This window comes from Thalassospira sp. MCCC 1A02491 (assembly GCF_001613785.1).
In the GTDB taxonomy this organism is placed as follows: domain Bacteria; phylum Pseudomonadota; class Alphaproteobacteria; order Rhodospirillales; family Thalassospiraceae; genus Thalassospira; species Thalassospira povalilytica.
The window spans coordinates 47,204-60,078 of record NZ_LPVX01000029.1 but is presented as its reverse complement, the minus strand read 5'-3'; the positions used below and the strand labels follow the sequence as shown (position 1 = coordinate 60,078).

Here is a 12,875-nt window from a genome sequence, read left to right as displayed (position 1 = left end):
TGTAAAAAAAGCGGTCGCTGGTTCAACCGCCCTATCGCAGCGCAAGCCCTGCGAAACAGATAATAACAAAGGCAACCGGAAATACCGACAGCATCCCGTCAGCGCGATCAAGCAAGCCCCCATGACCCGGGATCAGGTTACTGCTGTCCTTGACTGCAAACCGACGTTTGAGCGCCGATTCACCAAGATCGCCAATCTGTGCGACTACAGCAAGCAACATGCTGACACCAACAATCATCCAGTTGATTGCATCGGCACTGAAATAGGTGACAATTGCGCCAATCAACCCCGCACACACCATACCACCAATCAGCCCCGCCCACGTCTTTTTCGGACTGAAACGCGGTGCAAGCTTCGGCCCGCCGATCATCTTTCCAAAAGCGTAGCCCCCCGTATCGGTGGCCCAGACAAGGAAGAACAACCACATGATGGTCAGCAATCCGTCATGATCCTGATTGCGCAACCAAAGTGCCGCCAATGCAGCAAGCGATACATACAGAATGCCAAAACCGGCAATGAACCAATTCTTGCCCGACCGGGCAGCGCCAATAATGACGCTGATGGCAAGCGGCATCACGATATATTCTTCCTGGCCGGTCATTTGCATCAACATCGCAACACCAAGTGCCACAGCTGCAACAACCGAGATGCCATTATAGTTTGCCGGCGCGCACATGCGCGACCATTCCCACATCATGCCCGCGCAAAAAACAAACAGCAGAATATCGAAATATGGTGATCCAAACCACACAGCGGCAACAGCCACCGGGGTCATAACCAGCGCAGAAAGAATGCGCGGTTTCAATCCGGAATTATTATCTTTGAGACGTTCGGTTTCAGATGACTGCACCAAAACGCCGCTCCCGTCCGGCAAAGTTGTCAATGGCTTTTTCCAGATGGTTACGGTCGAAATCCGGCCACAATACGTCTTCGAAAACGAATTCTGTATAGGCGGACTGCCACAAAAGGAAATTGCTGATACGCTGTTCGCCACTGGTCCTGATTAACAAATCAGGATCAGGGATCCCGACTGTCGACAGGTTCTGTTCAATCAGATCTTCGGTAATCGCGTCTGCCGAAATTTCCCCGGATGCGACCTTTTTGGCAATTTCACGCATCGCCTGGGTCAATTCGGCACGCGCGCCATAGCTTAGTGCAATTGTAAGATTAAGCCGCGAATTGCCACTGGTTGCGCTTTCAGCCTTATCAAGCAAAGCACGGATATCATCTGCAAACCGCGACCGGTCACCGATAATCCGGATTTTCACACCATTTTTCTGCAAGGTGGAAAGCTCGCGCTTGATAAACAGGCGCAGCAAGCCCATCAGGTCACTTACTTCACTTTCCGGGCGTTTCCAGTTCTCGGTCGAAAAACCGTACAGCGTCAGATAATCGATACCGAGCTCGACAGATGCCTCGATCGTGCGACGCACGGCCTCGACGCCCGCGCGATGCCCCATTGTACGAGGCCGCCCGCGGCTACGCGCCCAGCGCCCGTTGCCATCCATGATGATGGCAACGTGACGCGGGACAGTTTGCGTATCTGACGGTTGGGTTTGCGAAGAAAGCACAGCCATAATCAGACTTGCATGATTTCCTGTTCTTTGTGCGACAGCGCTTCGTCGATCTCACCGATGACCTTGTCGGTCAGCTTCTGGATCTCTTTTTCTTCGCTGTGCAGCTCGTCTTTGGAAATCTCGCTGTCTTTTTCCCATTTTTTGAGCTGGTCCATACCGTCACGGCGGACGTTACGTACGGAAATCTTGGCCTGTTCGGCATATTTGCCAGCAACTTTGGACAATTCAGCACGACGTTCTTCGTTCAGCGGCGGAATCGGCACGCGCACGAGAGTTCCGTCAGCAGCCGGGTTCAGGCCAAGACCCGAATCACGAATGGCTTTTTCAACGGATTTGACCATGGACTTATCCCATACCTGAACCGAAAGCATACGCGGCTCGGGAACGCTAACAGACGCCACCTGGTTCAGCGGGGTCGGAACGCCATAGGCTTCAACCATGACCGGCTCAAGAAGGCTCACACTGGCGCGTCCGGTCCGCAAACCGGTGAATTCCTTGTGCAACACTTCGACAGCCCCTTCCATACGGCGGGACAGGTCCTTTTTTAGGCCAGCAACGTCAGACACGTTCAGTCTCCATTCGAAATAATCGTAAACGTCCCCTTCGCAGTAACAACGTCTGCAAAGGCACCCGGATTATGCAAAGAAAATACGATAACCGGAATATCATTTTCGCGTGCCAAAGAAATAGCCGATGCATCCATCACACGCAAATCTTTGGACAAAACTTCCATATAGGTCAGCTGATCATAGCGTTCTGCAGTCGGGTCCGTTTTCGGGTCTGCGGTATAAACACCGTCAACCTGCGTCCCCTTAAGCAGGGCATCACAGCCCATTTCAACCGCACGCAAAGCAGCAGCGGTATCGGTGGTAAAGAACGGGTTGCCCGTCCCGGCAGCAAAGATGACGACGCGGCCCTTTTCCATGTGACGAACAGCACGACGGCGGATATAGGGTTCGCAAACAGAGGACATCGGGATCGCGGACTGCACACGGGTCTGAACCCCGTGGCGCTCAAGCGCGTTCTGAACCGCAAGCGCATTCATGATGGTCGCAAGCATGCCCATATAGTCGGCGGTTGCGCGTTCCATCCCTTGTGAGGCGCCCTTGACGCCGCGGAAAATATTCCCGCCGCCAATCACCATGCAAACTTCGGCACCCATGTCATGAACGGCTTTGATTTCGCTGGCAATCCGGTCAACCGTTTCAGGATCAATTCCGTATTGCTGTTTCCCTAAAAGCCCCTCACCCGAGAGCTTAAGAAGAACGCGGCGAAATTTCAGTTGGCCGTTTTCTGCCATATCTCAATGCCTCTTAAATGCCGATGTAGCGCACTGCCCCGGATCGGGAAATGCAAAATTCAGATATAAAAAGACCGGCGAGTAACAGGGCGGATATGCGCTGCCGACCTCGCCGGTCTGGATCATACACGAAATGATGACGAACGCACCATTCCGATCAGATGTTTTATTTGTTCAGCTGCTCAGCAACTTCAGCAGCAAAGTCTTTTTCTTCGCGCTCGATGCCTTCACCGAGTTCGAAGCGAACAAAGCCCTTCAGGGTGATCGGCTTACCAGCTTCTTTGGCAGCGTTTTCGATCACGGCTTTGACCTTGCTTTCACCGTCAATAACGAAGGTCTGTTCAACCAGAACGACCTGCTCGTAATATTTACGGATACGACCTTCGATCATCTTTTCGATGATTTCTGCCGGACGGCCGGATTCTTTGGCCTGCTCGGTCAGAACGGCTTTTTCACGCTCGACCAGTTCCGGATCCAGATCATCAACCGTTGCCGATGCCGGGTTGGTTGCTGCAATGTGCATTGCAATCTGTTTGCCCAGGCCTTCGAGAACAGCAGCATCAGCTTCGGATTCCAGAGCAACCAGAACGCCGATCTTGCCGAGGTTTGCAGCAACAGCCGAGTGGATGTAGGACGCAACAACGCCTTTTTCCACCGACAGGCCAGCCGAACGACGCAGGGACATGTTTTCGCCGATGGTGGCGATCATGTGGGTAACCTGCTCTTCGACGTTACGCGACGTACCCGGGAAAGCAGCAGCTTTAAGGGTATCAATGTCGCCATTTGCCGAAACAGCCTGTACTGCGATTTCGCTGACGAATTTCTGGAAGTCTTCGTTACGCGAAACGAAGTCGGTTTCCGAGTTCAGCTCGACAACTGCACCTTTGGTGCCGTCAACAGCAACAGCAACCAGACCTTCGGCAGCAACACGGCCAGCTTTCTTGGCAGCAGCAGCAAGACCTTTGGTACGCAGCCAGTCAACAGCTGCTTCAAGGTTACCATCGGTTTCAGACAGCGCTTTTTTGCAATCCATCATGCCAGCGCCGGTGGTTTCGCGAAGCTCTTTTACGAGAGCAGCGGTAATAGCCATTTTTTAAGCCCCTATTACGCGATCAGGTGAACACCTAACAAAACGGCGGCATGCTAGCCGCCGTTTCATCAGGTACAAAATGAAACTTATGCGGAAGCTTCTTCTGCAGCGTCAGCTGCGGCAGCTGCTTCGGCCGGAACTTCTTCCGCTTCGCCGAGATCTGCGCCAGAAGCAGTCATTTCTTCCTGGATACCGTCCAGAACAGAACCGACGAACAGATCGCAATACAGCTGGATCGCACGGATCGCATCATCGTTGCCCGGAACCGGGTACTGAATGTTTGCCGGATCAGAGTTGGAGTCGAGGATTGCAACGACCGGAATGTTCAGGTTCTTGGCATCCTGGATGGCAAGAGATTCTTTGTTGGTGTCGACCACGACGATGATGTCCGGAAGACCACCCATATCCTTGATACCACCAAGCGCGCGCTCAAGCTTGTCGCGCGAACGGGTCAGGTTCAGGATTTCTTTTTTGGTCAGACCTTCTGCACCAGAAGACAGGATTTCTTCCTGTTCTTTAAGGCGCTTGATCGAGTTGGAAACGGTGTTCCAGTTGGTCAGCATGCCGCCGAGCCAGCGATGGTTCACATAGTACTGGCCGCAACGCTTTGCAGCGTCTGCGATGATCGGGGAAGCCTGACGCTTGGTACCGACGAAAAGAACACGACCACCAGAAGCGGTTACGTCACGAACTGCCTGCATCGCGCGATGCAGCATCGGAACGGTTTCCTGCAGGTTCAGGATGTGGATGTCGTTACGTGCACCAAAGATGAATTTTTTCATCTTCGGGTTCCAACGGCGGGTGTGGTGACCAAAGTGGACACCAGCTTCCATGAGCTGGCGCATGGTAAAGGTTGGCAATGCCATAATAGTTCCTACCTTTTTCCGGTTAATACCTCCGCGAAAGGGAATCTCATGCCTCATGCATGAAACACCGGATGGACGAGTTGCCATATGACGGCAGTCGCCGCTCTTTCGCGTGCGATGTTCGGGGCGGGTTTTAATCCCGTCCCGACAAGAATGCAAGCCCTAAAGTACGCATTTCTGCGCGATCCGGGAACCTTTGCCCGACACGCAGACAGTTTCGACGTCAAATCATCAGATTTCTTCGGCGAATTCCACACCCGGAATTGCGCCAATCGCACCGATCAGTGACGGCCCGACCTTGTATTTGTCTTCAAGTTCAATTTCGGCCATGCGACCGTCATCGCAAACAGATGAAAGCGTCACGAGCCCCCGTCCCTTGCCAGCATCGGCAAGAAGCTGGCAAATTTCCGGCACGGGGTCAGGACGGTTGAGGCGAATACGGATACCCTCGGCCGCGCCAGCAACAGCCTGTTCAAGATCCTCAACGCGCTGTCCCTGAATGCGCAACTGTCCTTCGCGCATTTCTGCTGCCACAATCAACAGAACGGGCCGCCCCGCATTGATGATTTCCTTATAAGCCGCCCATGCTTCTGCCCAGAAGGCAACCTCGAAGCTTCCGGTCGGGTCCGAGAACATGACAAAGGCAAACTTTGACCCGTTCTTTTTTGAAATCATTTCACGCGCATTGATCAATGTCCCGGCAAGACGAATGGCGCCCTTGTTCTGGGCACGCATACGCGCGGGCAGTTCCTTGATCGGGGCAATACCGATCCGCTGGATGCTTTTGCCGAATGTATCAAGCGGATGCGCTGACAGATAGAAACCGATGGCGGAAAATTCCTCGGTCAGTTTTTCCATCGGCACCCAGTCACGATCATCAGGCAGGCGGATCTTGTCCTTGCCAAAGCCGCTGCTATCACCAAACATCGAAATCTGGTCATCATTGCGCGCCTGCATTTCACGCTGCGCAACGGCAATCACCTTATCGACATTTTCAAACATGACCTTGCGGTTGGGCGTCAGACAATCAAGCGCCCCTGCCCGCACAAGGTTTTCAAGCAGACGTTTGTTGACAGCGCGACTGTCGATGCGTGACGCGAAATCGGTAATGTCCTTGAACGGACCGTTGGCTTCGCGTTCGGCGACAAGGCTTTCCATCGCCGCATCACCGACATTTCGAACCGCCGCCAGCGCGTATCGGATTTTGCGAACCCCGTCATGGTTTTCAACCGAAAACGCCACCTGGGAATTGTTCACACATGGTGGCAGAATTTCGATCTCAAGCCGTTCGACCTCCTGCTTGAACACCGCCAGTTTTTCGGTGTTATGCATATCGAGCGTCATGAGAGCAGCCATGAACTCGACCGGATAGTTCGCCTTCAGATAGGCAGTCTGATACGCCACCAGCGCATAGGCTGCCGCGTGCGATTTGTTAAAGCCGTAGGATGCGAACTTTGCGACCTGATCAAAGATATCAGACGCCTGGGCACGATCGACGCCGTTCTTTTCGGAACCATCAACAAACAGCCCGCGCTGTTTTTCCATTTCCTCGGCGATTTTCTTACCCATTGCGCGACGCAACAGGTCAGCGCCACCAAGCGAATAACCCGCCATGATCTGGGCAAGCTGCATGACCTGCTCCTGATAGATCATGATGCCATAAGTTTCTTCGAGGATCGGCTGCAACATCGGATGCATATAGTCAGGTTCTTCCTGACCGTGCTTACGCGCGATGTAATGGGGAATGTTATCCATCGGCCCCGGACGATACAGGGCCACAACAGCGATAATGTCTTCTAGCGTATCTGGCTTCAGGCCGCGCAACACGTCCTGCATCCCTTGGGATTCAAGCTGGAACACGCCAACCGTTTCTGCTGCAGACAAAAGCTTGAACGCCGCACGGTCATCAAGCGGAATAGCCCCGATATCAAAGTTTTGCGGGACGTCCTTGCGCTGACGCATCAGGTTGACGGCCTCGATAATCACCGTCAGCGTCTTAAGCCCCAGGAAGTCGAACTTCACCAAACCGGCATTTTCAACGAACTTCATGTTGAACTGGGTTACCGGCATGTCCGAGCGCGGATCACGATAAAGCGGGACCAGCGCGTCAAGATCGCGGTCACCAATCACAACACCGGCGGCATGGGTCGAGGAGTTACGATAAAGACCTTCGATCTGCATTGCGATCGACAGCAATCGGTCAATGTCCGGGTCTTCGCGCGCAATACGCCGCAAATCCGGTTCCATATCAATCCCTTCCTTAAGCGGGATCGGTTTGGCCGGGTCGCCCGGGATCATTTTACAGATTTTATCGACATAACCATACGGGATGCTCAACACACGCCCGACGTCGCGCACGGCTGCCTTTGCCTGCAACTTACCGAATGTGATGATCTGGGCCACGCGGTCATGGCCGTATTTCTTTTGCACATATTCGATAACTTCGCCGCGCCGGTCCTGACAGAAATCGACGTCAAAGTCGGGCATGGACACACGTTCCGGGTTAAGGAAACGTTCGAACAGCAAAGAGAAACGCAAAGGATCAAGGTCGGTAATCAAAAGCGCATATGCAACCAGCGAACCGGCACCCGAACCACGACCCGGTCCAACCGGAATATCATGGTCCTTCGCCCACTGGATAAAGTCGGCAACGATCAGGAAGTAGCCCGGGAACCCCATCTGGTTGATGATGCCCAGCTCATAATCCAGACGTTCCCAGTACGGTTTGGCGATTTCTTCTTTTTCGGCATCCGACATGTCTTCGGTAAAGACATATTTTTCAAGGCGGCCTTTCAGCCCCTCTTCTGACATGTGACGCAGCTCGTCGACCTCTGTCCGGCCTTCACCGCAATCAAATGGCGGCAGGATCGGGTCAATTTTTTCGACATGCCATGAGCAGCGTTTGGCGATCAGAAGTGTGTTGTCACAGGCTTCGGGAATATCGGCAAACAGTTCGCGCATTTCTGCTGCGGTTTTAAACCGATGATCGGGCGTCAGTTTCCAGCGATCTTCCTGGCCGACAACCGCCCCCTGCCCGATACAGATGAAGACGTCGTGGGCTTCATACATATCTGCCGACGGGAAGTAGCAGTTATTGGTCGCAACCAGTGGAACGTCATGATCATAGGCAAGCTTGATCAGCCCAGGCTCCACCAGATCTTCCAGTTCCTCGCCATGGCGTTGAAGTTCGATATAAAGCCGGTTGCCAAAAATATCCTTGAGCTGCGCAAGACATTCTTCGGCCTTTTCAACCTGTTCATCGGCCAGCAAGCGGGCCAGCGGACCGGTCGGACCGCCTGTCAGACAGATGATATGTCCGGAATATTTCCGAATATGGTCATAAAGCGCCTTGGGCTCGCTCCCGGCTTCGGACGTCATATGGGCGCGTGAGACGATTTTCAGAAGATTGAAATAACCTTCCTTGTTCTGGGCAATCAGCACCAGTCGATCTGGCATCGGTTCACGGGCAATTTTACCAACGGCCGGTTTGTCACCAAACCGTTCAACCCCCATCTGGACACCCAGGATTGGCTGCACACCGCCGCCACTCAGTGCGCCGGCAAAGTCAAGAGCACCGAACATATTGTCGGTATCGGTCATCGCAACGGCGGGCTGGCCATCGGCTGCACAAAGTTTGGCAAGCTCCTTCGTCGTGATGGCACCTTCGGCAAGCGAATAGTTGGTGTGAACACGAAGATGGACGAAACCGTTTTCCATCGAAGTCTAACCCCGGAAAATAAGACAAAAGGCAGGTAAAGCGCCGCCTTGCTAAAATGCGAAGCGACGCTGGAAATCAGCTTAAAGAATTTTGACCGATTAGGAAAGTTCAGCCCGGTCAAGTTCGACCAGATGACCATCGCGCAGGGTCACAACCCGGTCCATCTGGCGCGCCAGTTCCGGGTTATGGGTCGCTATCAGCGACGCCAGACCGGTTTCACGCACCAGTGCCATCAACATGCCGAACACCGTATCGGCAGTATGCGGATCAAGGTTACCGGTCGGCTCATCAGCAAACAGCACATCGGGCACATTGGCCAGTGCACGCGCAATGGCAACGCGTTGCTGTTCACCACCTGACAGACGTGCCGGACGATGATCGGCGCGTTTTTCCAGACCAAGGCACCGCAGAAGTTCGAGACCGCGTTCTTCGGCCTCGGACCGTTTCAGCCCATTGATCATTTGCGGCATGACCACATTTTCCAAGGCCGAAAATTCCGGCAGCAAATGATGGTACTGATACACAAAGCCGATATGGTTCCGGCGCATTTCGGTCCGCGCAAGGTCCGACAGATCCGTGCTACGCTTTCCACCAATGGAAACCAGCCCGCCATCGGGTTTTTCCAAAAGTCCGGCAATCTGCAAAAGCGTTGACTTGCCCGCACCCGACGGACCGACAAGCGCAACAATTTCGCCTTGATGGATTTCAAGATCGACCGATTTCAGAATTTCGAGCTGATCCGGACCCTGATTGAAAATGCGATCAATCTTTTCCAGACGCAGCACGACATTGCGCGAACGTTGTTCAGCAGTGGTTTTGATAAGATCACTCATAACGCAGTGCCTCCACCGGATCGAGGCGTGATGCGCGCCATGCCGGATACACGGTCGCAAGGAACGACAGGCTCAGCGACATGATGCAAACCATTACCACTTCGCCAACATCCATATCTGCCGGAAGCTGCGACAGGAAATAGATCTCGGCGTTAAACAGATCGGTTCCGGTCAGGCTCTGGATGAACTGACGGATATTTTCGATATTCAGACAGAACAGAACCCCGATGATCAGGCCACTGATCGTGCCCAAGACACCAATTGATGCCCCGGCCAGGAAAAAGACCTTCATGATCGACTGGCGGGTTGCCCCCATCGTCCGCAGGATCGCGATATCGCGCCCCTTGTCCTTTACCAGCATCACCATGCCCGAAATGATGTTAAAGGCCGCGACCAGAATGATCAGCGTCAGGATCAGGAACATGACATTGCGTTCCACCTGAAGCGCGTTAAAGAATCCGGCATTGGATTGCTGCCAGTTTACAAGGCGCAGACTTTCACCGGAAAGAGTTGTCAGCAACTGGTCCATGGTATCGTCAAGCGCCGATATATCATCAAGCATCACTTCGAAATGCGTGATCTTTTCGGGCAGACGGAAATAGACCTGGGCTGCTGATAGCGGCATGAAGATAAAGCCGCTGTCATATTCATACATGCCGATGTCAAACAGGCCGGCGACCTTATATGCGCGCACCCGCGGCACGGCACCAAATGCCGTCACATTGCCCTTGGGCGATATCAGATTGACCGTATCGCCAACCCCGACCCCAAGTTTCATGGCAAGACGTGCGCCCATGATCACGGTGTCATCGCCCTTGAAATCATCAAGGGATCCGAAAACGATATTGTCGGCGATGGTTTTGCGTTTCTTGACGTCTTCGGGGCGCATGCCGCGCACAATTGCACCCGATGCGCGACCATTCTTGGACGCCATAACCTGGCCTTCGACCACCGGCACCGTCATCATGACATTGCCGTTTTCAGCGATCTGCTTTTCGATCTTGGCATAATCACCAATGCCGCCATTGCCCTGGGCATAAACTGAAATATGCCCATTCAGCCCCAAAATACGGCCAAGCAATTCGGCGCGGAAACCGTTCATCACCGACATCACGATAATCAGCGTTGCAACACCAAGCATGATGCCAAGCAACGAAAAGATGGCGATGACGGAAACAAAGCCTTCCTGCCGACGTGGACGCAGGTAGCGGAAGGCCACCATACGTTCGAACGGACTGAACATGGGCAATCTATCCTTGTGGAAGCGGGTCGGGAAACGGTTTGAACAGGTTAAGATATATCCAGAACCGGAAATGGCAACGGGGCAGCAATCGCTGCCCCGTTTGAACAAGGTCTATCAGGCGCTGATCTGATTCAGAGCCGCTTCGAAAGTGACTTCTGTTTTTTCACCGGTTCTGCGGTTTTTCAATTCGACAACACCGTTTTTAAGGCCCTTCGGACCGATCACGATCTGCCAGGGCAGACCAATCAGGTCCATGTCGGCAAACTTGCCGCCTGCACGGATATCGCGGTCATCATAAAGAACCTCGATACCGGCATTGGTCAGCTTGCCATAGGCATCTTCACAGGCGGCATCGCATTCGTCATCGCCCGTACGCAGGTTGATCAGACCAACCTTGTAGGGTGCAACCGCATCCGGCCAGACGATGCCGTTTTCATCATGTGATGCTTCGATCAGTGCGCCAACCAGACGCGAAACGCCAATACCGTACGATCCCATCATGACCGGCACTTCCTTGCCATCCGGGCCCAGAACAGTCGCGCCCATCGGTTCGGAATATTTGGTGCCAAAATGGAAGATATGACCAACTTCGATACCGCGCGTCGCAATCAGGTCGTCGCCGGAAATCGGGCTGTTGTCCGCATCGTGCTTTTCTTCGGTCGCGGCATAGTCAACCAGCGTACCCTGCACCCAGTTTTCAAGTGCAGTACGGTCATTAAGGTCAACGCCCTTGCCGCTCAGATCTTTGTCCAGCCACTTCTTGTCGCAGAAGACTTCGCTTTCGCCGGTATCGGCAAGAATGATGAATTCGTGGCTCAAATCACCGCCGATCGGCCCGGTATCGGCCACCATCGGGATCGCCTTGACACCCAGACGGGTAAAGGTGCGGCAATAAGCCAGGAACATCTTGTTATAGGCGTGACGCGAACTTTCGTAATCGATATCGAAAGAATAGGCATCTTTCATCAGGAATTCACGACCACGCATCACGCCAAAGCGCGGGCGGATCTCGTCGCGGAATTTCCACTGAATATGATACATCAGTTGCGGCAGCTGCTTGTAGGAGCGGATATCCTTGCGGAAGATATCGGTGATCGCTTCCTCGTTGGTCGGACCAAACAGCATCTTGCGATCATGACGGTCGGTGATACGCAGCATCTCAAGACCGTAATCGTCATAACGACCACTTTCCTGCCACAGCTCGGCCGGCTGAATGGTCGGCATCAGCAATTCGTTGCAACCAACGGCGTCCTGTTCTTCACGAACGATCTGCTCGATCTTTTTGAGAACACGGTAACCAAGCGGCAACCATGAATAAATCCCGGCCGTGAGCTGACGGACCATACCGGCACGCAGCATCAAACGATGAGAAGCAATCTGTGCTTCTGACGGGGTTTCCTTCAGGGTCGGCAGGAAGAACTGGGAAAGACGCATCAATGCCTCGTGATGATCAAATCTGAATATTTGGGTGTTTGAATACCTTGCCCGGAAAATGCGACAGAGCTGCCCGAAACGCAAGCCGGAACTTCGGTTATCTGGTCCCCGCCCAAATAAGGTTCACATGCAATTGAATGCGGACCCTAATTTTCAATGATGGCAAAACTGCGATGACCAAAGTTCCGCCATCGCCAGCTTACCGGAAACCCGCTGCACGACATGCCGCAATCAATTCATCATCATAGGCATTATCGCCCAGCGGCTGGTCATTAAAATACACCCTGCCATTGCGATAGGTGATTTTGCCAACCGATTGCTCGCCGCTCATGCCGCTTGGTACTGCGATGCCGCTATATTCAAAGAAATCCAGCGTAACCGGAAATTCGATCTGTTTGGGCAGGGACTTGGTGATGTCGCTGCCCCCGTCCAGATCGGCACCGACAACCTTGTTGCCGTGAACATCGACGCCGGGTTTGTAGGCAACATCATCATCGGGCACATGCTGCACCAGGGCCTTGCAGGCTGATCGCGACACGATGATTTTGGGCTTTTCGGTTTCCGCACCATCGCTCGCGGGGTCGGCATCGCCGGATACCGGTTCATCCTGTTTGGTTGGCAGCGGGGATTCGGACTGCGCCAATGCCGAAGAAACCGAACCCGTCACCAGCAATGATACGGCGACAGCCGCCAATAGTCTGATTTTATGACCAAAACCACGGCTTAACATAGGTTCGACCAATGGAATATTATGCATCTCTTAGTTTCACCCTATCTGTGTGCACTGCAGCATCGAAACATTTGTGAAGTTTGG

Annotated in this window: 11 protein-coding genes; all 11 read right to left on the bottom strand. The window is 53.4% G+C overall.

What is annotated here, in order from left to right:
• Nucleotides 1-31: 31 nt before the first annotated feature.
• The 11 genes from AUQ42_RS09955 to AUQ42_RS09905 all read right to left on the bottom strand — a co-directional run bounded on the left by AUQ42_RS09955 (nucleotide 32) and on the right by AUQ42_RS09905 (nucleotide 12,818).
• Nucleotides 32-850, bottom strand: coding sequence for a phosphatidate cytidylyltransferase (locus tag AUQ42_RS09955; protein ID WP_231856733.1), 819 nt, complete (start codon nucleotides 848-850; stop codon nucleotides 32-34).
• Nucleotides 837-1,577: an isoprenyl transferase gene (locus AUQ42_RS09950; RefSeq protein WP_068518935.1), complete on the bottom strand. Its 741-nt coding sequence runs from the start codon at nucleotides 1,575-1,577 to the stop codon at nucleotides 837-839. The genes AUQ42_RS09955 and AUQ42_RS09950 overlap by 14 nt, the downstream gene beginning before the upstream one ends.
• 2 nt (nucleotides 1,578-1,579) lie before the next feature.
• The gene (frr, locus tag AUQ42_RS09945) at nucleotides 1,580-2,143 is read right to left on the bottom strand and encodes a ribosome recycling factor (RefSeq protein WP_068518934.1); all 564 of its coding nucleotides are present in this window, start codon (nucleotides 2,141-2,143) and stop codon (nucleotides 1,580-1,582) included.
• 2 nt (nucleotides 2,144-2,145) lie between these two features.
• The gene (gene pyrH / locus AUQ42_RS09940; protein ID WP_068518933.1) at nucleotides 2,146-2,877 is read right to left on the bottom strand and encodes a UMP kinase; all 732 of its coding nucleotides are present in this window, start codon (nucleotides 2,875-2,877) and stop codon (nucleotides 2,146-2,148) included.
• A gap of 166 nt (nucleotides 2,878-3,043) precedes the next feature.
• Nucleotides 3,044-3,967, bottom strand: a complete 924-nt coding sequence (gene tsf / locus AUQ42_RS09935) for a translation elongation factor Ts (RefSeq protein WP_068518932.1) — start codon at nucleotides 3,965-3,967, stop codon at nucleotides 3,044-3,046.
• Between the two features lie 86 nt (nucleotides 3,968-4,053).
• Nucleotides 4,054-4,833 (bottom strand): 30S ribosomal protein S2, encoded by a 780-nt coding sequence (gene rpsB / locus AUQ42_RS09930; RefSeq protein ID WP_068518931.1) that lies wholly within the window; start codon nucleotides 4,831-4,833, stop codon nucleotides 4,054-4,056.
• Nucleotides 4,834-5,064: 231 nt separating this feature from the next.
• Entirely contained in the window at nucleotides 5,065-8,550 is a 3,486-nt protein-coding gene (gene dnaE, locus AUQ42_RS09925) for a DNA polymerase III subunit alpha (RefSeq protein ID WP_068518930.1), read from the bottom strand.
• A gap of 99 nt (nucleotides 8,551-8,649) precedes the next feature.
• Nucleotides 8,650-9,384 carry an ABC transporter ATP-binding protein gene (locus tag AUQ42_RS09920; protein WP_068518929.1) on the bottom strand — a complete coding sequence of 245 codons (735 nt, stop codon included), beginning with the start codon at nucleotides 9,382-9,384 and terminating at the stop codon, nucleotides 8,650-8,652.
• Nucleotides 9,377-10,627, bottom strand: coding sequence for a lipoprotein-releasing ABC transporter permease subunit (locus AUQ42_RS09915; RefSeq protein WP_068518928.1), 1,251 nt, complete (start codon nucleotides 10,625-10,627; stop codon nucleotides 9,377-9,379). The genes AUQ42_RS09920 and AUQ42_RS09915 overlap by 8 nt, the downstream gene beginning before the upstream one ends.
• A 114-nt stretch (nucleotides 10,628-10,741) precedes the next feature.
• On the bottom strand, nucleotides 10,742-12,061 hold the full coding sequence (gene proS / locus AUQ42_RS09910; protein ID WP_068518927.1) for a proline--tRNA ligase: 1,320 nt from the start codon (nucleotides 12,059-12,061) through the stop codon (nucleotides 10,742-10,744).
• A 199-nt stretch (nucleotides 12,062-12,260) separates the two neighbouring features.
• Entirely contained in the window at nucleotides 12,261-12,818 is a 558-nt protein-coding gene (locus AUQ42_RS09905) for a hypothetical protein (protein WP_068518926.1), read from the bottom strand.
• Between the last annotated feature and the right edge of the window lie 57 nt (nucleotides 12,819-12,875).